The 20489-nt window shown below is 63.4% G+C and carries 17 protein-coding genes; 14 read left to right on the top strand and 3 right to left on the bottom strand.

The features are described 5' to 3' along the window. Nucleotides 1-10: 10 nt before the first annotated feature. Nucleotides 11-1516, bottom strand: a complete 1506-nt coding sequence (locus FJ546_RS16400; RefSeq protein ID WP_140890287.1) for an altronate dehydratase family protein — start codon at nt 1514-1516, stop codon at nt 11-13. Between the two features lie 253 nt (nt 1517-1769). On the opposite strand from FJ546_RS16400, the gene FJ546_RS16395 reads away from it, so the two are divergent. From FJ546_RS16395 to gndA, 6 genes are all read left to right on the top strand, one after another. Further along, entirely contained in the window at nt 1770-2660 is an 891-nt protein-coding gene (locus tag FJ546_RS16395; protein WP_140890286.1) for a GntR family transcriptional regulator, read from the top strand. A gap of 122 nt (nt 2661-2782) precedes the next feature. Continuing rightward, on the top strand, nt 2783-3139 hold the full coding sequence (locus tag FJ546_RS16390; RefSeq protein ID WP_140890285.1) for a DUF2946 family protein: 357 nt from the start codon (nt 2783-2785) through the stop codon (nt 3137-3139). A 95-nt stretch (nt 3140-3234) separates the two neighbouring features. Next, complete coding sequence (locus FJ546_RS16385) at nt 3235-3774, top strand: copper chaperone PCu(A)C (protein ID WP_140890284.1); 540 nt, start codon at nt 3235-3237, stop codon at nt 3772-3774. A 39-nt stretch (nt 3775-3813) separates the two neighbouring features. Further along, nucleotides 3814-4332 carry a YcnI family protein gene (locus tag FJ546_RS16380; RefSeq protein ID WP_140890283.1) on the top strand — a complete coding sequence of 173 codons (519 nt, stop codon included), beginning with the start codon at nt 3814-3816 and terminating at the stop codon, nt 4330-4332. Nucleotides 4333-4408: 76 nt separating this feature from the next. Then, nucleotides 4409-6022 carry a copper resistance CopC/CopD family protein gene (locus FJ546_RS16375; RefSeq protein ID WP_181167958.1) on the top strand — a complete coding sequence of 538 codons (1614 nt, stop codon included), beginning with the start codon at nt 4409-4411 and terminating at the stop codon, nt 6020-6022. 165 nt (nt 6023-6187) lie between these two features. Next, nucleotides 6188-7615: an NADP-dependent phosphogluconate dehydrogenase gene (gene gndA / locus FJ546_RS16370; protein ID WP_140890281.1), complete on the top strand. Its 1428-nt coding sequence runs from the start codon at nt 6188-6190 to the stop codon at nt 7613-7615. Here the strand turns inward: gndA and FJ546_RS16365 are convergent. Beyond that, nucleotides 7612-8664: a LacI family DNA-binding transcriptional regulator gene (locus FJ546_RS16365; protein WP_140890280.1), complete on the bottom strand. Its 1053-nt coding sequence runs from the start codon at nt 8662-8664 to the stop codon at nt 7612-7614. The two genes, gndA and FJ546_RS16365, sit on opposite strands and share 4 nt — an antisense overlap. Before the next feature lie 403 nt (nt 8665-9067). On the opposite strand from FJ546_RS16365, the gene FJ546_RS16360 reads away from it, so the two are divergent. The 8 genes from FJ546_RS16360 to FJ546_RS16325 all read left to right on the top strand — a co-directional run bounded on the left by FJ546_RS16360 (nt 9068) and on the right by FJ546_RS16325 (nt 17204). Next, complete coding sequence (locus tag FJ546_RS16360; protein WP_095787095.1) at nt 9068-10306, top strand: ABC transporter substrate-binding protein; 1239 nt, start codon at nt 9068-9070, stop codon at nt 10304-10306. Nucleotides 10307-10392: 86 nt separating this feature from the next. Then, nucleotides 10393-11286, top strand: a complete 894-nt coding sequence (locus FJ546_RS16355; RefSeq protein WP_140890279.1) for a sugar ABC transporter permease — start codon at nt 10393-10395, stop codon at nt 11284-11286. After that, the gene (locus tag FJ546_RS16350) at nt 11279-12214 is read left to right on the top strand and encodes a carbohydrate ABC transporter permease (RefSeq protein WP_095772441.1); all 936 of its coding nucleotides are present in this window, start codon (nt 11279-11281) and stop codon (nt 12212-12214) included. The genes FJ546_RS16355 and FJ546_RS16350 overlap by 8 nt, the downstream gene beginning before the upstream one ends. Before the next feature lie 2 nt (nt 12215-12216). After that, nucleotides 12217-13320, top strand: a complete 1104-nt coding sequence (gene ugpC, locus FJ546_RS16345) for a sn-glycerol-3-phosphate ABC transporter ATP-binding protein UgpC (RefSeq protein ID WP_140890278.1) — start codon at nt 12217-12219, stop codon at nt 13318-13320. A 51-nt stretch (nt 13321-13371) separates the two neighbouring features. Beyond that, complete coding sequence (locus FJ546_RS16340; RefSeq protein WP_140890277.1) at nt 13372-14118, top strand: sugar phosphate isomerase/epimerase; 747 nt, start codon at nt 13372-13374, stop codon at nt 14116-14118. Between the two features lie 11 nt (nt 14119-14129). After that, nucleotides 14130-15269 (top strand): Gfo/Idh/MocA family oxidoreductase, encoded by a 1140-nt coding sequence (locus FJ546_RS16335; protein ID WP_140890276.1) that lies wholly within the window; start codon nt 14130-14132, stop codon nt 15267-15269. A gap of 133 nt (nt 15270-15402) precedes the next feature. Beyond that, nucleotides 15403-16449, top strand: a complete 1047-nt coding sequence (mgrA, locus tag FJ546_RS16330; RefSeq protein WP_140890275.1) for an L-glyceraldehyde 3-phosphate reductase — start codon at nt 15403-15405, stop codon at nt 16447-16449. Between the two features lie 350 nt (nt 16450-16799). After that, on the top strand, nt 16800-17204 hold the full coding sequence (locus FJ546_RS16325) for a Fur family transcriptional regulator (protein ID WP_140890274.1): 405 nt from the start codon (nt 16800-16802) through the stop codon (nt 17202-17204). A 34-nt stretch (nt 17205-17238) separates the two neighbouring features. Here FJ546_RS16325 and polA read toward each other — a convergent pair whose 3' ends face one another. Beyond that, nucleotides 17239-20202, bottom strand: coding sequence for a DNA polymerase I (gene polA / locus FJ546_RS16320; RefSeq protein WP_181167964.1), 2964 nt, complete (start codon nt 20200-20202; stop codon nt 17239-17241). Nucleotides 20203-20489 lie beyond the last annotated feature (287 nt).

Below are 20489 nucleotides of genomic sequence, written 5' to 3'. Positions count from 1 at the left end.
GCGTTTGAATTCAGAGCGTCGCGCCGAGATGCCAGGGCACGAACTCGTTGTCGCCATAGCCGAAATCCTCGCTCTTGGTCTTGCGGCCGGAAGCCGTCTCGACGATGAGTTCGAAAATCTCGCGGCCCATGCCGGCGATGGTCTTTTCGCCCGAGGCGATGACGCCGCAATTGACGTCCATGTCCTCTTCCATCTGGTGATACATGGTCGAGTTGGTGGCCACCTTGATCGACGGTGTCGGTCGGCAGCCGAAGCAGGAGCCTCGGCCGGTGGTGAACACAATGACGTTGGCGCCGCCCGCGACCTGGCCGGTGGCCGAGACCGGGTCGTAGCCGGGCGTGTCCATGAACACCAGTCCGCTGCCGGTGACCTTCTCGGCATAGCCGAACACGCCGTTGAGCGGCGTCTGGCCGCCCTTGGCGACCGCGCCGAGCGACTTTTCCAGGATGGTGGTGAGGCCGCCGCGCTTGTTGCCGGGCGAGGGGTTGTTGTCGATCGAGGCGCCATGCTTGGCGACGTGATCTTCCCACCACTTCACATAGCCATCGAGCTTCTTGGCGATCTCGGGCGTCGCCGCGCGGTAGGCGAGCAGATGCTCGGCGCCGTAGATTTCCGTGGTCTCGGAGAGGATGCCGATGCCGCCGACGCCGGCCAGAATGTCGACGGCCGCCCCCAGCGCCGGATTGGCGGTGATGCCCGACATGCCGTCGGAGCCGCCGCATTGCAGACCGACGACGATCTCGCTGACCGGGATCGGCTCGCGCTTCAACTGACCGACTTCCTCGGCGATCTCGGCCAGCACGGCCATCGCCTTCTCCACCGATTTGCGCGACCCGCCTGCGTCCTGGATGTTGAAATGGCGTTTTCCCGCGGCGATACCCTTCTGGCCATAGAGGGTGAGCTGGTTGACCTCGCATCCCAGGCCGACCATCAGCACGCCGCCGAAATTCGGGTGGCGGGAATAGCCGGCAAGCGTGCGGTGCAGCACCATCATGCCGTCGCCAGTGCCGCTCATGCCGCAGCCCTGACCGTGGACGATCGGCACGAAACCGTCGATGCCGGGATATTTCGGCAGCAAGGTCCGGTTGGCTGTGTCGGCGATGGAATGGCAGACCGTGGCCGAGCAATTGACGCTGGCGATGATGCCGATGAAGTTGCGCGTGCCGGCGCGGCCATCGGCGCGGCGATACCCCATGAAGGTGCGGGCGCGGTCGGCCGCTGTCGCATGCTCGGCCTCGCTCGGCGGCACCACCGGCAGGCGGCCGGCCTCGAACACCAGATTGTGCGAATGGACATGCTCGCCCGGTGCGATGTCCTGCGTGGCGCGGCCGATCGCCTGGGCGTATTTGACCACGGCCTCGCCGGCGGCGATCGGCTTGATCGCTACCTTGTGGCCGGGCTCGATGACGGCGGTGGCAAGTGCGCCGCCCGGCAGAGCCGTGCCGATCTCGATGCGGCCATTGGCAACGGCGACATTGTCGGCGGGGGACAGAAGAATGGTGTTCGAGACGTTCACGGGCGGTTTCCTGGGTGATCCTGGGATGCGCGGATTGACACGCGCTTGTTAAGAGTTAATGTCTTTTATCGTGAAAAAACAGTTTTGCGTCAATTGTTTTTTCGCAGGCGTTCCGCACGCCTCTGGCTGGCGGCGGCGCTGCAAACAATGGACCGCGCCCTGGCGAAAGCAATTCCTGCTTTTCAGGGTCATGAGAACGTCATATTGCGCTTCAAGCCGGCCGCCGCAAGCGCCGGCATGAATGGGTCTGGGGATGTCCAAGAGCAACAACGTCTACAAGGACGCCTATAACAGGTGCCTCAGGCTGCTCGACGAAACGCGCAGCCTGCCGTCGGAACCGGAACTGGGCATGCTGCTCGGCGTCAGCCGCACGACCGTGCGCAGCATCCTGGCGCGCATGGAGGAGACCGGGCTGATCGCCTGGAACAAGCGTGCCAAGACAGTGCTGCGCGATCCGCGACCCGACGATTTTTTCCCCGAGGAAGAGACAGACACACTGGCCGAAATCATCGAGCGGTCGTTCATGCGGCGCCTGCTCGCCGGTGGCGCCGAGGCCGGCATGCAGATCAACGAGCTTGAACTGGCGCGCGAGATCGGCGTCGGCACCACCAGCGTGCGCGAGTTCCTGATCCGCTTCTCGCGCTTCGGCCTGATCGAGAAGCGCCGCAACAGCCATTGGGTGCTGAAGGGCTTTACGCGGGCTTTCGCGCTCGAACTGACCGAGATCCGCGAGATGTTCGAACTGCGCTCGGCGGCTGCCTTCGCCGCCCTGCCGCAGGACAGCCCGGTCTGGGCCGATCTCGACCGCCTGGAGGACGAACATCGTCTGCTGGCACGAGAGATCGCCACGCGCTTCAACGCGTTTTCCGAGCTGGACGAGCGCTTCCACCGGCTCATCCACCGGGCCTCGCACAACCGTTTCATCGTCGATTTCTACGACGTCATCGCCATGATCTTCCATTACCACTACCAGTGGAACAAGGCGCAGGAGCGCGAGCGCAACGAAGTCGCGGTCGGCGAGCACCTTGCCTATATCGAGGCGCTCAAATCGCGCGACCTCGGCAAGGTCGACGCCGCCTGCCGCAAGCACCTGAAGTCGGCGCGCCAGACGCTGCTGACCTCCATCCCCTTGCAGAAATCCTGATCGCGCCGCGTTGCCGCAGCATCGAATTGGCGATTTTCGACCTGCCGCTGCCATGATAGGTATCCTTCCAGGAGTTGCTTGAAGAGGCAGATGGCTTGAACCGCCGGGGGAGACGCTGGAGCATGCCGACCGCGCTTGTCGCGGCCTGCCTGCTGCTGCTTCAGTCGACGCTCGGCGCGTTCGCCTTCGTAACCGGGCCGAATGCCGCGCAGCTCGACGCCTTCGGCAATGTCATCTGTACCCACGACGGTGCCACCCAGCTTCCCGGCGGGGACCAGCACCCGTCCCATCTGCCGGCCTGCTGCACGCTTGGCTGCAGCATGTTTTCATCCGCCTTTGCGCCGCCGCCCGACGCCGGGCTGGCCCTGGCCAGCCTTACATTCGAAGCGGTCGCCTTCGTTTTTCCGGCGAGCATTCACCTCGACTTCGCGCGCGAGCGCTCGCCGTCGAACCCGCGTGCGCCGCCGCTGGCGGCCTGAATTTTTGCCCGGCGGAACCTTTCGCGGGCGCACCCATCCAACGACCAAACGGCTCGCGACCGGCGACGGCGCGATCATCACTTCATGGAGCAACCATGTCCCATTCTTCCCCCATAGCGGCGGGCAATCTGTTCAGCCGCATTCTGTCCCACGTCCAGGAGCGTCTCGGCATAGCCGCGCTGGCCTTGGCGGTCATGCTCGCCGGCGCTCAATCCGTCCTAGCGCATGAGTTCAAGGTCGGCGATATCGAGATCGGCCATCCCTGGTCACGCGCCACGCCGGCCGGCGCCAAGGTGGCCGGCGGCTATTTCACCATTACAAACAACGGCAGCGCGCCGGACCGGCTGCTGTCAATTTCGTCCGATATCTCGGGCAAGGCCGAACTGCATGAGATGGGCGTCAAGGACGGCGTCATGACCATGCGGCCCGTTGTCGGCGGCCTGGAGATTCCAGCCGGCGGCAAGGTCGTTTTGGGTCCCGGCAGCTATCATGTGATGTTCATGGATTTGAAGCAGCCACCCAAGCAAGGCGAGATGTTCGCCGCCACGCTGACCTTCGAAAAGGCCGGGACGGTGACGATCAAATTCGCCGTGCAGGCCATTGGCAGCGCGGCGCCTCAAGAAGACAACGACTGAACCGGCCGTCGTACCGATCAGAATTCTAGAGGGACCATCATGAACAAGTATCTTTTGGCGGCCGGAGCGATTCTGGCTTTGGGGACAAATGCCGCCTTCGCGCATATCACGCTCGAAACCCAGGAAGCGGCGGTCGGCTCGACTTACAAGGCAGTGCTGCGGGTGCCGCATGGTTGCGACGGCAAGGCGACGACCGCCGTGCGCGTGCAGATCCCGGAAGGGGTGATCGCGGTGAAGCCGATGCCGAAACCCGGCTGGACGCTGCAGACCAAGAAGGGCAAATATGAAAAATCCTATCAGCTCTATGGCCAGGCGGTGACCGACGGCGTCAAGGAAGTCGACTGGAGTGGCGGCAATCTGCCGGATGAATTCTACGACGAGTTCACCTTCCGCGCCACGCTGACGGCGGATCTGCCCGTCGGCCAGAAGCTCTATTTCCCGGTGGTGCAGGAATGCGGCGATGCCGTCGACCGCTGGATCGAGATCCCGGCGGCAGGGCAGGATGAAGACGCGCTGGAGACCCCGGCGCCCGGCATCAAGCTCACACCGAAGAAATAATTTCTCCCCTGGCGCGCTCTGCTTGCCGGAGCGCGCCGCAGCCCCGTGGCCTGGCATGACCGCAACATCTTCCCGGATGGTCGATACCAATAGCAAGCGCGTCGGCCGGATTGCCGGCGGACTGCTGGGCTTGCTCATGGCGCTTATCGTCATGGCCTCGACCAGCCAGGCCTTTGCCCATGCCGCGCTGATCAAGACCGACCCGGCCGACGGCGCAGTGCTGGCGCAGGCTCCGGCGCAGTTCTCACTGACCTTCAGCGAACCGGTTTCGCCCCTGGTGCTGACGCTGGTGAAGCCAGACGGCACGCCGGTTGCGCTGACATCCTTCCGCCTCACCGACCAGACGCTCGAGATCGACAATCCACAGGCGCTTAAATCCGGCACGCATGTGCTGAGCTGGCGCGTCATTTCCGCCGACGGCCATCCGGTCGGCGGCTCGCTGCTGTTTTCGATCGGCGCACCAAGCGAACCGCCCGCCGTGTCCGAAGCGGTCGACTGGCCGTCGCGGTCGGCGATCTGGATCGGCAAGGTCTTTCTTTACATCGGTCTTTTCCTCGGTGTCGGCGGCGCTTTCGCCCTTGCCTGGCTGGCGGGCAACGGACGCGCCGGCCAGCGTTTTGTCACGGCCGCGATCCTGTGCGGCCTGGTGGCGGCACCCCTGTCGCTCGGATTTCAGGGGCTCGATGCGCTCGGAGCGCCGCTCTCCCATCTGGCGCAGCCGGTGATCTGGCGGACCGGGCTCGGCACCTCCTTCGGCTGGACGGTGCTGGCCGCCCTGGCTGCGCTGGGGCTGGGTTTGCTTTCGTTGGCCGGACCGCGTGTACTCGCCAGTCCATTGGCGCTCGCCGGCCTCCTTGGCGTCGGCGTCGCGCTTGCCGCCAGCGGCCACGCCAGCGCGACCGAGCCGCAATGGCTGACGCGGCCGCTGGTGTTCATGCACGGTATCGGCATTGCCTTCTGGGGCGGCGCGCTGGTGCCGCTCGCTCTCGCGCTGAAGCGCCAGACGGCTGGCGCCGTCGCGTTCCTGCGCCGCTTCTCCCGCGCGATCCTGCCTGTGGTGGCCATGCTTGCCGCGGCCGGCATCGTGCTTGCGGTCATTCAGGTGCAGACGCCCTCGGCACTGGCCGGCACCGCCTATGGCCGGCTACTGCTGGTCAAGCTGGCGCTGCTGGTCTTCCTGTTCACGCTGGCCGCGGTCAATCGCTGGAAACTCACCGCTTCCGCCGAGGCGGGCGCTACGGAGGTGCAGCGCAGGCTCACCCGATCGATCAGCGTCGAAATGCTGATCGTGCTGGCGATCTTCGGCGTTGCCGCGGGCTGGCGCTTCACGCCGCCCCCACGGGCGCTGGCGATCGCGGCGGCGCAGCCGGTCTCGGTCCACATTCACGCACTGGAGGCGATGGCCGATCTCAGCATCACGCCAGGCCATGCCGGGCCTGTCGCCGCCTCGATGATCATCATGACAGGCGATTTCGGGCCACTCGACGCCAAGGAGGTGACGCTGGTGCTGTCGAAACCCGATTCCGGCATCGAGCCGCTGAGGCGCGCGGCGACCAAGCCCGGCGACGGCAGCTGGCGTGTCGACAACCTCGTCATTCCGGTTCCCGGGCGCTGGACGGTGCGCATCGACATCCTGGTCTCGGATTTCAAGATGGTGAAGATCGAAGCGCCTGTGGACGTCCGGCCGTAGCCGACAGATGTGATCGTTGTCGAACGGCCTGCATTGTGCAACCGCAACACAATTCGGCGAGGCGGTTGACGCGGCCCGAAAGGCCCGTCAATCATCCCGGGACGAACGGGCATCCGGCAAAATCGCGGGCTCCAACCAACAAGATCCGAAAGCAGGGAAGAAACGATGGAAAAAGCCGAAATCGGCCTGATCGGCCTTGGTACGATGGGCTCCAACCTGGCGCTGAACATCGCCGAGCACGGGCACCGCATTGCCGTTTTCAACCGCACCCGGGCACGCACCGACGCCTTCGTTGAGAATGCCGGCGCGCTGAAGAACATGGTTGTGCCCTGCTACAGCCTGGAAGAACTTGCCGCCGCGATCCGGCCGCCGCGCCCGATCATCATCATGGTGCTGGCCGGCAAGCCGGTCGATGAACAGATCGAAGCCTTGCGCGGCGTGCTGTCCGACAATGACATCGTCATCGATGCCGGCAACGCCAATTTCCGCGATACGATGCGGCGCTTCTCCGAACTGTCCGGCTCGGGCCTGACCTTCATCGGCATGGGCGTGTCCGGCGGCGAGGAGGGCGCGCGCCATGGCCCGTCGATCATGGTCGGCGGCACGGAGGATTCATGGAAGCGGGTCGAAAAGGTGCTGACCGCCATCTCCGCCAAGTTCAAGGACGAACCCTGTGCCGCCTGGCTCGGCACCGATGGCGCCGGCCACTTCGTCAAGACCATCCACAACGGTATCGAATATGCCGACATGCAGATGATCGCTGAAATCTACGGCATTCTGCGCGATGGCCTGGGCATGGGACCGAAGGACATCGGCGCGGTGTTCTCCAACTGGAACAAGGGCCGGCTGAACTCCTACCTGATCGAGATCACCGCCAAGGTGCTCGCCGCCGACGATCCCAAGACCGGCAAGCCGGTGGTCGACATCATCCTCGACCGCGCCGGCCAGAAGGGCACCGGCAAATGGTCGGTCATCGAGGCGCAGCAACTCGGCATTCCGGCGACCGCGATCGAGGCGGCCGTGGCGGCACGCGTGCTGTCGTCGATCAAGGACGAGCGGCTGGCGGCCGAGAAAGCCTATGGCAACATCGGGGTATCGAAGATTTCCGGCGACAGGGATGCGCTGCTGAAAGATCTCGAACTGGCGCTATTCGCCGGCAAGATCGCGGCTTATGCGCAGGGTTTCGCAGTGATGAGCGGCGCCTCGAAGGAGTTCAACTGGAACCTGCCGATGCCGACCATCGCCAGGATATGGCGCGCTGGCTGCATCATCCGCTCGCAGATGCTGGATACGATGGCCGAGGCCTTCAGCAGCGGCGGCGCTTCGACCAATCTCCTGATGGCGCCGGCTTTCATCAGCTTGATGCAGGAAGCGCATCCGTCGCTGCGGCGTATCGTGGCGAAGGCTTCCGAGGCCGGCGTGCCGGTGCCGGCGCTGTCTTCCGCACTTGCCTATTTCGATAGCTATCGCCAGGGCCGCGGCACCTCGAACCTGATCCAGGCGCAGCGTGACTTCTTCGGCGCGCATGGCTTCGAACGCATCGGCGAGCAGGGTGCCTTCCACGGTCCGTGGGGCAGTGGCGCTGCCGGTTAGTCCGGGGAGCGATTGTAGGCCAGGACCTCGCCCGGCACGCTGAGACTTTGCAGGGAGCCGGGTGCCGCGCCGCCGATCCAGCCGAGCACGGAGCGGGCGAGTTCGGAGCCCGCCAGCCGGAAGTTCTCGTTGACGATCAGCAGTTCGGGCCGGAACAGATGCAGAAGGTCCGATGACTGCTTGGAGACGATGTCGACGTCGCGGCCAAGCTTGAGGCCGGCATCCTCGATGCCGGCGACGAGCGCAAGGGTGGCGGCGGCGGCGCTGCTGACAAAGCCGTCCGGCCTGATGTCGCGGCGCATCAACTGCGCGGTCCTCGTCCTGATCTGTTCGATCGAATGGTCGATCGATACGGTGCTGAACGGGATCTCGCTGGCGCCAACCTCGCTCAGCGCATCGGCGAAGCCGTTTACCGTATGGCCGTAATAGGTCAGTCCGACGGGTGGCGTCAGCAAAGCAAGCTTGCGGCGTCCCATGCTCGCAAGGCGCCGTACGGCCTCGACCGCGAAGGCGTGATTGTCGAAATCATGATAGGGGTGGACCAGCCCCATCTCGGTGCGACCATGCGTGGCAAACGGAATGCCGCGCTCCAGCATGTAGCGGGCCCGGGGATCGTTCGGCTGCGTGCGTGAAATGATGACGCCGTCGGCCGAGCCGGTCTCGACCAGGTAGCGTATCGGGTCGAGCGGATCCTGCGAGCGCGAATAGGGTGTGACGATCAGATGGTAGGGCGTGTCGGCAATGACTTCCGAGACGCCGTAGATGATGTCGGAGACGAAACTCATGATCTCCTGCTCGGTGTTGAGCACGAGGCTGATGACATTGGTCTTACCGGTTCTGAGCCTGACGCCGGCGCGGTTCGGGCGGTAGCCGATCTGCTTGGCGACGAGCTGGACGCGGCGCCTGGTTTCGGCGCCGATCTCAGGGGCATCCTTCAAGGCGCGCGACACGGTGGTGACGCCGAGCCCGGTCATGAAGGCAAGCGTCTTCAGCGTTGGCCGCTCCTGCGCCGACGCTTCCTCGTTCTTTTCCGTATGCCGTCTGTCCATTCGTCCCGCCCATCAGGCGCATAGCAGCCGCAGGCCGGGTCGGCAATCGCCGTGATTTGCGGCGCTGCATGATTTCAAGCCCGGCAATCCGTCAATATACTGAAACGTTACAGATTGCCAATCGCACTCCTCTGGCGGCCGAATTCGCAGGACGGCATGGAGTCGCGAATTCCCTTGAAAATCCAGAGCGAAACGCCGTGCTGGCGACGCTCTTTGCCGGCTTTCACGGACCTTTTCTTATTTTGCACTGCAATTGCTCATATTGCGGCGCACAACGACAAGCTCGACAGATTTTATTCGTGACTCGAAAAAATATCGAACGGTCTCCGCGCCTGGGGTTGCGCCATTCACGCAATTGCCGTATCGAAAATCTGTAACGTTTCAGATTCTGGGAGGAACCGAAATGCGATACAAACTTTTGACCGCTGCCCTGGCGGCCACGGCCGCGCTACAGTTCGCCGGCCCGGCCGCCGCGACGGACCTGGAAGTCACTCATTGGTGGACTTCCGGCGGCGAGGCGGCGGCGGTCGCGGAACTCGCCAAGGCATTCGACGCCACCGGCAACCACTGGGTCGACGGCGCCATTGCCGGCTCCGGCGGAACGGCACGGCCGATCATGATCAGCCGGATCACCGGCGGCGACCCGATGGGCGCCACCCAGTTCAATCACGGCCGGCAAGCGGAAGAACTGGTGCAGGCCGGCCTGATGCGCGACCTGACCGATGTCGCCACCAAGGGCAAGTGGACAGAGGTCGTGCGGCCGAAGAGCCTGCTAGACAGCTGCACCATCGGCGGCAAGATTTATTGCGTGCCCGTCAACATCCACTCCTGGCAGTGGCTGTGGCTCTCGAACGAGGCCTTCCAGAAGGCCGGCGTGCCGGTGCCAAAGGACTGGAATGAGTATGTGGCCGCCGCCCCGGCGCTCGAGAAGGCAGGCATCGTGCCGCTGGCGGTGGGCGGGCAGGCCTGGCAATCGTCCGGCGCCTTCGACGTGCTGCTTGCAGCGGTCGGCGGCACTGACACCTTCCTCAAGGTCTACAAGGACAAGGACGCCAAGTTCGCAGCCGGCCCCGAAGTCGCCAAGGTGTTCAAGGCGGCCGATGATGCGCGCAAGATGGCCAAGAACACCAATGTGCAGGACTGGAACCAGGCCACCAACATGGTCATCACCGGCAAGGCCGGCGGCCAGATCATGGGTGACTGGGCGCAGGGCGAGTTCCAGGTTGCCGGCAAGACCGCCGGCAAGGACTATACCTGTCTTCCCGGCCTTGGCCTGAACGAGGTCATCGCCACGGGTGGTGATGCCTTCTATTTCCCGGTGCTCAAGGATGCCGACAAGTCAAAGGCGCAGGAAGTCCTGGCCGAAACCTTGCTCGATCCCAAGACCCAGGTCGCCTTCAATCTCAAGAAGGGCTCGCTGCCGGTGCGTGGCGACGTCGACCTTAACGCCGCCAATGACTGCATGAAGAAGGGTCTCGCCATCCTGGCCAAGGGTGCCGTGATCCCATGGACCGATCAGCTGCTTTCGCAAGACAGCCAGAAGCAGAAGGAGGACCTGTTCTCCGAGTTCTTCGCCAAGCCCGAGATGACCGTGGAAGAGGCGCAGAAGCGCTTCGCCGACATCATCGCCACGGCGGACTGATACCGCCGGCAACTCCCTTTCCTCCCGGTCCGGTTAACTCCAGGCCGGGAGGGCGGGCTCTTACCCGATCCAGCATGGCTGCACCGATGAGCAAGAGCGAACGCCCGAGCCGACTGTTTCGCAATCTCAATGCGAAGGTCGCGTCGATCCCCATGATCCTCACCGCGCTGGTGGTTTTCGTCGGCGGCACGGCGTGGACGGTGCTCTATTCCTTCACCAATTCGAAGCTGTTGCCGCGGCTGAATTTCGTCGGCCTCGACCAGTATTACCGGTTGTGGGCGACCCCGCGCTGGCTGATCTCGATCGAGAACCTGCTGATCTACGGCGTGATCTCGCTGGTTTTCTCGCTGGTGATCGGTTTCGTCCTCGCTGCCCTGCTCGACCAGAAGATCCGTTTCGAGGATACGTTCCGCACGATCTTTCTCTATCCCTTCGCGCTTTCCTTCATCGTCACCGGCCTTGTCTGGCAATGGTTGCTCAATCCTGATTTCGGCATCCAGGGCGTGATACGAAACCTTGGCTGGACGAGCTTCGCTTTCGATCCGCTCTACAATTCCAGCATCGTCATCTACGGCATATCGATCGCCGCGCTCTGGCAGGGCACCGGGCTGATCATGTGCCTGATGCTGGCCGGCCTGCGCGGCATAGACGAGGATATTTGGAAGGCCGCGCGGGTGGACGGGATTCCGATGTGGAAGACCTATCTGTTCATCATCATTCCGATGATGCGGCCGGTCTTCATCACCACGCTGGTCATCATCGCGTCCGGCATCGTCAAGGTCTACGACCTTGTCGTCGCCCAGACCAGCGGCGGACCGGGCATCGCCTCCGAAGTGCCGGCAAAGTATGTCTACGACTACATGTTCTTCGCCCAGAATCTCGGCCAGGGTTTCGCAGCCTCGACCATGATGCTGCTCTCGGTGATGATCGTCATCGTGCCGTGGGCCTATCTCGAATTCGGAGGCAGGAAGCGTGTCTGACCAAGCCGTTTCCCTGTCCGCGCCGTCCGGGGCCGTCCAAGCCGATGCCTCGGGACCGAGCGGACCGAAGCCGCGTCACATCTTCTCGCGCCGCAACATCTTCCTCTACGGCACGCTCATCGTGGCGGCGCTCTACTACCTCCTGCCGCTCTATGTGATGATCGTCACCTCGCTCAAGGGCATGCCGGAAATCCGCCTCGGCAACATCTTCTCGCCCCCGCTCGAGATCACTTTCGAGCCCTGGGTCAAGGCATGGTCGACGGCCTGCACCGGCCTTAATTGCGACGGACTTTCGCGCGGCTTCTGGAACTCCGTTCGTATCACCGTACCTTCGGTGATCCTGTCGATCGCGATCGCCTCCGTAAACGGCTATGCGCTGGCCAACTGGCGCTTCAAGGGCGCCGACACGTTCTTCATCATCCTAATCGTCGGTGCCTTCATCCCCTATCAGGTGATGATCTACCCGATCGTCATCATCCTGCGCGAGATCGGCCTCTATGGCAGCCTGAGCGGCCTGGTGATCGTCCATTCCATTTTCGGCATGCCGATCCTGACACTGCTGTTCCGCAACTATTTCACCTCCATGCCGGAGGAATTGTTCCGGGCGGCGCGTGTCGACGGCGCCGGCTTCTGGGGCATCTATCTGCGCATCATGCTGCCGATGTCGCTGCCGATCTTCGTCGTCGCCGTCATCCTGCAGGTGACAGGCATCTGGAACGACTTCCTGTTCGGCGTCGTCTACACGCGTCCCGACACCTATCCGATGACGGTTCAGCTCAACAACATCGTCAACTCCGTGCAGGGCGTGAAGGAATACAACGTCAATATGGCGGCGACCATCCTGACCGGGCTGGTTCCGCTCGTTATCTATTTCATTTCCGGCAGGCTTTTTGTGCGTGGCATCGCTGCCGGCGCGGTGAAAGGGTGATGATGGCTGAAATCGCGAACCCCAGCGTATCGATCCAGAACCTGTCGCTGAACTATGGTGCGGTGTCGGTCCTGCAGACACTCAATCTCGATATCGCCGAGGGCGAGTTCATCGTGCTCCTGGGGCCCTCCGGCTGTGGCAAGTCGACCTTGCTCAACTGCATTGCCGGGCTGCTCGACATTTCGAAGGGCCGCATCTTCATCAAGGGCAAGAACGTCACCTGGGAAGAGCCCAAGGATCGCGGCATCGGCATGGTATTCCAGTCCTATGCGCTCTATCCGCAGATGACGGTGGAGAAGAACCTGTCCTTCGGCCTGCGCGTCGCGGGCCTGCCCAAGGACGAAATCGCCAAGCGCATCGCGCGCGCCGCGGAGATCCTACAGATCGAACCGCTGCTGCAACGCAAGCCCTCCGCACTGTCCGGCGGCCAGCGGCAGCGCGTGGCGATCGGGCGGGCGCTGGTGCGCGATGTCGACGTGTTCCTGTTCGACGAACCGCTGTCCAATCTTGACGCCAAGCTGCGATCCGAATTGCGCGTCGAGATCAAGCTGCTGCATCGCAGATTGCAGAACACCATGATCTACGTCACCCACGACCAGATCGAGGCGATGACGCTCGCGGACCGGATCGCGGTGATGAAGGGCGGCGTCATCCAACAGCTCGACGCGCCGCAAACAATCTACAACCGTCCGGTCAATCGCTTTGTCGCCGGATTCCTCGGTTCGCCGGCGATGAATTTCGTCGAGGGTCAACTGGCAGCCGGCGATGCCGCGGCGTTCACCGCCGACGGGGTTTCGATACCGCTCGACCGCTATGAGTTCGACAAGGATCGCGGTAGCGCGGGCAAGCCCTGTGTGTTCGGCATCAGGCCCGAGCACGTCGCCTTTGGAGATGCGGCCAAGGCCATGCCGTTCACCGCCGAGTCAGCCGTCGAGATCGTCGAGCCGATGGGCTCGGACACGCTGGTGTGGACCAAGCTCGGCGGCCGCAATTTTTCCTTCCGCGTCGAGGCGGAAAAGACGCTGCGCACCGGCGATCCAATCCGGATCGGCTTTGACCCGGCCCGCGCCTCGCTGTTCGACACCCCATCCGGCAACCGCCTATAGCCCCCAAGCCCTCCTAAGAACCCTCCCTACCAAGCAGAACGGACAGAGACGATGAACTGGTCATTCCAACTTTACAGCGCCCGCAATTTTCAACCCTGGGAGGGCGTGCTCGCGATGCTCGGCAAGCTCGGCTACACGCAAGTCGAAGGCTTCGGTGGCGTCTATGAAAATCCCAAGGCCTTCCGCGCGGAACTCGACAAGAACGGGCTTTCGATGCCGACCGGGCATTTCTCCATCGATGCGCTGGAGAAGGATTTCGACGGCGTGCGCAAAACGGCCGAAGCGCTCGGCATCAAGCTTCTGATCTGCCCCTATCTGATGGCCGAGGACAGGCCGTCCGACGCCGCCGGCTGGCGCGGCTTTGGCGAGCGCCTGGCCAAGGTCGGCGACCTCGCCTCGCAGGCCGGCTACGGCTTTGCCTGGCACAACCATGATTTCGAGTTCAAGGCCCTCGCCGACGGTTCGGTGCCGCAGGATCACATCCTGTCTTCCGCTCCCGATATCGGCTGGGAGATGGACCTTGCCTGGGTGGTGCGCGGCGGCGCCGATCCGCTGCCCTGGATCGAAAAGCACGGCAAGCGCATCGTCGCCGTGCACGTCAAGGATATCGCCAGGCCGGGCGAAGGGCTGGACGAGGACGGCTGGTCGGACGTCGGCCACGGTACGATCGACTGGGCCAAGCTGATCAAGGTGTTGCGGGCCAGGAGCGCGGCAAAATACTTTGTCATGGAACAGGACAACCCCAACGACATCGAGCGCTTCGCCAGCCGCTCGATCGAATCCGTCAAGGCTTACTAGGAACAATCATCATGGCAAAGAAACTGGGTATTGGCGTCATCGGCTGCGGCAACATCTCGAAGGCGTATTTCTCGCTGGCGCCGCTGTTTCGCGGCATCGAGATGCGCGCTTGCGCCGACATCAACATGGACACGGCCAGGGCGCGGGCGAAGGAGTTCAAGCTGCGCGCCGAGACCGTCGAGGATCTGCTCAAGGCCGACGACATCGACATCATCGTCAACCTGACGATACCGGCGGTGCATTACGAGGTGTCGAAACGCGTGCTCGATGCCGGCAAGCACGTCTATTCGGAAAAGCCGTTCGTGCTCTCGCTCGAAGAGGGCCAGGACCTCAAGGCGCGGGCTGAAAAGAAGGGGCTGCGCATCGGCTCGGCGCCCGACACCTTCCTCGGCGGCGCGCACCAGCTGGTGCGTGAGCTGATCGATGAGGGGAAGCTTGGCAAGATCACCAGCGGCACCTGCCATGTCATGGGTCATGGCATGGAGCATTGGCACCCCAATCCGGATTTCTTCTTCCAGCCGGGCGCCGGACCGGTGCTCGATATCGGACCGTATTACATCACCAATCTGATCCAGCTGATCGGGCCGGTAAAACAGGTGGCGGCCTTTGCGACAACCCCGGCCAAGGAGCGGACGATTTCATCGAAACCGCGCGCGGGCGAAAAAATCCCGGTCAACACGCCGACAACGATCCATGGCCTGCTGGAATTCGAGAACGGCGCCGTGGTGACGTTGAACACCAGCTGGGATGTCTGGGCTCACGGCCACGCGCCGATGGAACTCTATGGCGAAGCGGGCACGGTGTTCGTGCCGGATCCGAATTTCTTCGGCGGGGACGTGCGCTTCACCGAAGAGGGCAAGCCGGTCAAGAAGCTGCCGAAATGGAAGCACCCGCTTGGCGTGCCCAACGAAATGCACGGCCAGGGCATGATGGCCAACTACCGCACGGCGGGTCTCGCCGACATGGCATTGGCAATAGTCGAGGGGCGGCCGCATCGTTGCTCGATGGAGCTGGCGCTGCATGCCGTCGACGTCATGACCGGCATCCTGCGTTCCGGCGAAACCGGCAAGTTCGTGGCCATGCAGACCACTTGCGAGCGGCCGGCGGCACTTGGCGTCAAGGCGGCCAAGGAACTGCTGGCGAAAAAGTAGGCGCAAGGATTATCGATAATTTTGATTTGTCCCTCTCCCCGTTCGGCCGGGGAGAGGGTAAAAGGGCGCCGGGCCGGCTCACCGCGTTTGCGATGAAGCTGCCCGGTCTGTTCAGTTTCGAGGATGTTTCCCCATGCCCTATGTCGCCGCCGAAAATCGCTACGAAAAAATGATCTACAACCGCTGCGGGCGCTCCGGCCTCAAACTGCCGGCGATCTCGCTCGGCCTGTGGCACAATTTCGGCAATGACACGCCGCACAAGACCAAGCAGGCGATCGTGCGCAAGGCGTTCGATCTCGGCATCACCCATTTCGACCTCGCCAACAATTACGGACCGCCGCCCGGCTCGGCCGAAACCGCTTTCGGCGAGATCCTGCGCACTGATTTTTCCGCCTATCGCGACGAGCTGATCATCTCGACCAAGGCCGGCTATGAAATGTGGGCCGGCCCTTACGGTGAATGGGGCGGGCGCAAATACATGCTGGCCAGCCTCGATCAGAGCCTGAAGCGGATGGGGCTCGACTATGTCGACATCTTCTACTCGCACCGCTTCGATCCCGACACGCCGCTGGAGGAAACCATGGGGGCGCTCGACCATGCGGCGCGCTCGGGCAAGGCGCTCTATGCCGGCATCTCGTCCTACAACTCGCAGCGCACCCGCGAAGCCGCCGACATCCTCAAGCGGCTCGGCACGCCCTGCATCATCCACCAACCGAGCTATTCGATGCTGAACCGCTGGGTCGAGGAGGACGGCCTGCTCGACACGCTGGAGGGGCTCGGCGTCGGCTCGATCGTGTTCTCGCCGCTGGCCCAGGGCATGCTCACCGACAAATATCTCGGCGGCATCCCCGAAGGCAGCCGCGCCTCGCAGGGCAAGTCGCTGAAGTCGGCCTTCATCAACGACCGCACCATCGCCAACATCAAGGCGCTCAACGCCATCGCCGGCAAGCGCGGCCAGACGCTGGCGCAGATGGCGCTGGCCTGGGTGCTGCGCAAGGGCAAGGTGACGTCGGCGCTGATCGGCGCCAGCCGGCCGGAGCAGGTCGAGGACTGCGTCGGCGCCCTGAAGGTGCTCGACTTCAGCGACGCCGAATTGGCCGAGATCGACAGCTACGCGCGCGAATCCGACATCAATCTGTGGGCAGCCTCCGCCGAGCGCAAAGGCCCGCCGAGGAAATAGATGAAAGCCGGCTAATAAAGGCTGGCGGAATTGCTCGCGCCGGCCTTCCGCGGATGAAGTCCAGTCAGGGCGTGGCCGGCCTCCCTGAGGCGACTTGATCGCCGCGTGGGTCGGCAGGCCAATGGTGCCGGGCACACCCTTGGCTACCTTGGTCGAGATTTCCGCCAGTATCCTTGAATACCGTGGCGCTATCGATCCCGCCGTCACCAATGTGCCCGCGCGTCATCGACTGACCCGGGACGGCAACAGAAGAGTAGCAAAGACGACGGTTCGTCGCTATCTGAATGGGATCAGGCGGTTTGCGCGGGCAGACAGCCTGAGGATGGCGCAGGACAAGTTGGAACCGGACCATGACGGCAAGGGATGTGCTGACGAAGAACCAGTTGTGCGTGCTCGAGAAGCTCGAGACCGCCAGCGGACCGCTCAGCGCCTACACCTTGCTCGACCAGTTGCGCGAACGCGGTTTTCGCGCGCCGCTGCAGGTCTATCGCGCGCTGGACACGCTGGTGAAGTCCGGCTTCGTGCACCGGTTGGAAAGCATCAACTCCTTCGTCGCCTGCGCCGAACCGCATGATCACAGCCATTCGATGACCGCCTTCGCCATCTGCGACACATGCGGGCAAGTAACCGAGATGTCGGACCACGATGTCGACCACCGGCTGAACGAATGGGTCCATTCGACCGGCTTTGCCGCCAAGAAGGCGGTGATCGAGTTTCGCGGGACGTGCGCCAAGTGCCGGGCCGAGGCCGCTTAAGGTCTTCTCTTCGTAGGATGACGAAGCGTTGGCGCTAATGCGCCTCGTCCCAATTGTTCGCCGCCCGCGCATCAACATGCAGCGGCACCGACATCGATACCGCCGGCATCGCCGCGTTTTCCATGACATGGCGCACGACGGGGATGGTCGCCTCGACTTCGGCCTCGACCGTCTCGAAGATCAGTTCGTCATGCACCTGCAGGAGCATGCGGGCCGACAGCTTGGCCTTGTCCAGCGCTTCCTCCATGCGCACCATGGCGCGGCGGATGATGTCGGCGGCGGTGCCTTGCAGGCGGGCGTTGATCGAGGCGCGTTCGTTGAATGCGCGGATCGACGGGTTCGAGGAGCGGATATCCGGGTAGTGGATGCGCCGGCCGAAGATGGTTTCGACAAAGCCGTGCTCGCGGGCATAGGCTTTGGTCTCCTCGATATAGTCGCGGATGCCGGGGAAACGCTCGAAATATTTCTTGATGTAGTTGCTGGCTTCCTCGCGCGGAATGGACAGCTGATTGGCGAGGCCGAAGGCCGAGATGCCGTAGATGATGCCGAAATTGATCGCCTTGGCGCGACGACGGACTTCCGAAGGCATGCCCTCGACGGGCACGTTGAACATTTCCGACGCGGTGATGGCGTGGATGTCGGCGCCGTCGGCGAAAGCCTGCCGCAATTGCGGGATTTCGGCGACATGGGCGAGTACGCGCAGTTCGATCTGGCTGTAGTCGGCCGAGACCAGCCGGTTGCCCTTGTCGGCGATGAAGGCGGTCCTGATCTTGCGGCCTTCGGCGGTGCGCACAGGAATGTTCTGCAGGTTCGGATCGGAGGACGACAGCCGGCCTGTCGTCGTCGCGGCCAGCGCATAGGAGGTGTGGACGCGCCTGGTGTCGGGATGGATGAAACCGGGCAGCGCATCGGTATAGGTCGATTTCAGTTTGGTCAGCTGGCGCCAGTCGACGATCTTGCGCGGCAGTTCGTGGCCCTCGGCGGCAAGGTCTTCGAGCAACTGCGCCGAGGTCGACCATTGGCCGGTCTTTGTCTTGGAGCCGCCGGGCAGGCCCATGCGGCCGAACAATATATCGCCGAGCTGCTTGGGCGAGCCGATGTTGATGCGCTCGCCGATGAGCTGGTAGATTTCTTCTTCCAGCCGGGCAGCACCCTGCGCCAGTTCGCCCGACAGCCTGGACAGGATCTGCCGGTCGACCGAAATGCCGCGCTGTTCCATGCGCGCCAGAACCGGCACCAGCGGCCGTTCCAGCCGCTCATAGACCGACACCAGGCCCTTGGCCGCAAGCCGGGGCTTCAACACCAGCCAGAGCCGCAGCGTGACATCGGCGTCCTCGGCGGCGTGCGCCGTCGCTTTGTCGATGTCGACCTGGTCGAAACCGACCGAGCTCTTGCCGGAGCCGGTGACGTCCTTGAGCTGGAGCGGGGTGTGGCCAAGCCATTTCTCGGCAAGCTGGTCCATGCCGTGACCGTGCGGGGTACCGGCATCGAGCACGTAGGAGATCAGCATGGTGTCGTCGAACGGCGCGACATCGATGCCGTAGCGGCTCATGATGACGAGATCGTATTTCAGGTTCTGCGCGATCTTGAGGACCGATCTGTCCTCGATCAGCGGTTTCAGCACCGCCAGCGCCTCGCGGAGAGGTATCTGGTTTTCGAGCGCGCCGCCGCCGAGCAGGTCACCATTGCCGTTCTTGTGGGCGAAGGGAATGTAGGCGGCGCGGCCGGGCGCCGTGGCTATAGCCAAGCCGATCAGTTCGGCCTGCATCGGATCGGACGAGGTGGCCCTGACGTCAAAGGCGACAATGCCGGCCTCCGTCGCCTCGGCCACCCAGGCTTTCAAGGTCGCGATATCGCGAATGCAGGGATAGGCCGCCGTGTCGATCTTGCTGGTTGCCGCGCGCTCCAGCCGCAAAGCTGAGAGCAAGGAAGGAGTATCGCCTTGCTTGGCCTTGTCCGCCGTCGGTGTGGCGGCTGCCTCGCCGTTGGCCTGACCCGTCTCGGCACCGCCGCGGGCCACAGCCGGCGCTCCGGCGCCGACATCGGGGCCGTGGGCGTTGTCGGCGCGCTCGACGCTCACCGCGACGGCCTGGACGTCGCCGGCCTCGGTGCCGGTCGCTTCCGCCACGCGGCGGGTCAGCGAGGTGAATTCCATGGTCTTGAGGAAGCCGATCAGCTTCGGCCCATCTGGCGCGTGCAGGATGAAGTCGTCCAGCCCCTCGGCCACCGGCACGTCGTTCTTCAGCGTTACCAGCTGGCGCGAGATCAGCGCCTTGTCGGTGTTGGCAATGATCGATTCGCGCCTCTTATCCTGCTTGATCTCGCCGGCGCGGGCTAGCAGTCCGTCGAGGTCGCCGAACTGCTCCAGCAGCTGCGCCGCGGTCTTCGGGCCGATGCCGGGCACGCCGGGCACATTGTCGACGGAATCGCCGGTCAGCGCCTGCAGATCGACCATCTTCTCCGGCGGCACGCCCCATTTCTCGATGACCTCAGGGATGCCGATCTGGCGGTCCTTCATCGGGTCGTACATGCCGACCGTATCGCCGACCAGCTGCATCAGGTCCTTGTCGGAGGAGATGATGGTGGTGTCGCCGCCGGCCTCGCAGGCCAGCCGGCAATAGGTGGCGATGAGATCGTCGGCCTCGAAGCCTTCCATCTCGATGCAAGGCAGGTTGAACGCCTTGGTCGCCTGGCGGATCAGGCCGAATTGCGGGATCAGGTCTTCAGGCGGCGCCGAACGGTTGGCCTTGTATTCGGGATAGAGGTCGTTGCGGAAGGTTTTCGAGGAATAGTCGAAGATGACCGCGAAGTGCGTCGGCACGATGCCTACATCGGTGTTGCGGGCATCCTGCATCAGCTTCCACAGCATGTTGCAGAAACCGGAAACGGCGCCGACCGGCAGGCCGTCGGACTTGCGGGTTAGCGGCGGCAGTGCGTGATAGGCCCGGAAGATGTAGCCGGAGCCGTCGATGAGGAAGAGATGATCGCCTTTTTTCATGCCGGCAGGGATAGCGCGGCGCGCTGGCTTGGTCCATGCCAAACGCATTGCCAGGTATCGGTTCCGTCAACACCCTGACAGATCGAGGGATGCAGGCTCGATCACGGGCACGTTACAAAAGTGTAACGTTGGTGCCCTTGAATCGCCACGTTCAGAGACCCAAATAGATTTCATCGGCAGTTTTCGCCGAAGTCCGGAGCAAGGCCCGTCCCCCGCCTATCCCGGACAACTGCGGCAGCCTATCCCCCCTCTCCGGGCTGCCGCATCGTTTCGAGTATGAGGCCGCC

This window comes from Mesorhizobium sp. B2-4-19 (assembly GCF_006441315.1).
Lineage (GTDB): Bacteria > Pseudomonadota > Alphaproteobacteria > Rhizobiales > Rhizobiaceae > Mesorhizobium.
Note: the sequence above shows the minus strand (reverse complement) of the source record. Positions and strands in the feature narration are given on the sequence as shown.

Excerpts from the sequence above, each read along its gene's own strand:
- FJ546_RS16395 (WP_140890286.1), top strand. The coding sequence starts at position 1,770 with ATGTCCAAGAGCAACAACGTCTACAAGGACGCCTATAACAGGTGCCTC.
- FJ546_RS16390 (WP_140890285.1), top strand. The coding sequence starts at position 2,783 with ATGCCGACCGCGCTTGTCGCGGCCTGCCTGCTGCTGCTTCAGTCGACG.
- FJ546_RS16385 (WP_140890284.1), top strand. The coding sequence starts at position 3,235 with ATGTCCCATTCTTCCCCCATAGCGGCGGGCAATCTGTTCAGCCGCATT.
- FJ546_RS16380 (WP_140890283.1), top strand. The coding sequence starts at position 3,814 with ATGAACAAGTATCTTTTGGCGGCCGGAGCGATTCTGGCTTTGGGGACA.
- FJ546_RS16375 (WP_181167958.1), top strand. The coding sequence starts at position 4,409 with ATGGTCGATACCAATAGCAAGCGCGTCGGCCGGATTGCCGGCGGACTG.
- gndA (WP_140890281.1), top strand. The coding sequence starts at position 6,188 with ATGGAAAAAGCCGAAATCGGCCTGATCGGCCTTGGTACGATGGGCTCC.
- FJ546_RS16365 (WP_140890280.1), bottom strand. The coding sequence starts at position 8,664 with ATGGACAGACGGCATACGGAAAAGAACGAGGAAGCGTCGGCGCAGGAG.
- FJ546_RS16360 (WP_095787095.1), top strand. The coding sequence starts at position 9,068 with ATGCGATACAAACTTTTGACCGCTGCCCTGGCGGCCACGGCCGCGCTA.
- FJ546_RS16355 (WP_140890279.1), top strand. The coding sequence starts at position 10,393 with ATGAGCAAGAGCGAACGCCCGAGCCGACTGTTTCGCAATCTCAATGCG.
- ugpC (WP_140890278.1), top strand. The coding sequence starts at position 12,217 with ATGGCTGAAATCGCGAACCCCAGCGTATCGATCCAGAACCTGTCGCTG.
- FJ546_RS16340 (WP_140890277.1), top strand. The coding sequence starts at position 13,372 with ATGAACTGGTCATTCCAACTTTACAGCGCCCGCAATTTTCAACCCTGG.
- FJ546_RS16335 (WP_140890276.1), top strand. The coding sequence starts at position 14,130 with ATGGCAAAGAAACTGGGTATTGGCGTCATCGGCTGCGGCAACATCTCG.
- mgrA (WP_140890275.1), top strand. The coding sequence starts at position 15,403 with ATGCCCTATGTCGCCGCCGAAAATCGCTACGAAAAAATGATCTACAAC.
- FJ546_RS16325 (WP_140890274.1), top strand. The coding sequence starts at position 16,800 with ATGACGGCAAGGGATGTGCTGACGAAGAACCAGTTGTGCGTGCTCGAG.
- polA (WP_181167964.1), bottom strand. The coding sequence starts at position 20,202 with ATGAAAAAAGGCGATCATCTCTTCCTCATCGACGGCTCCGGCTACATC.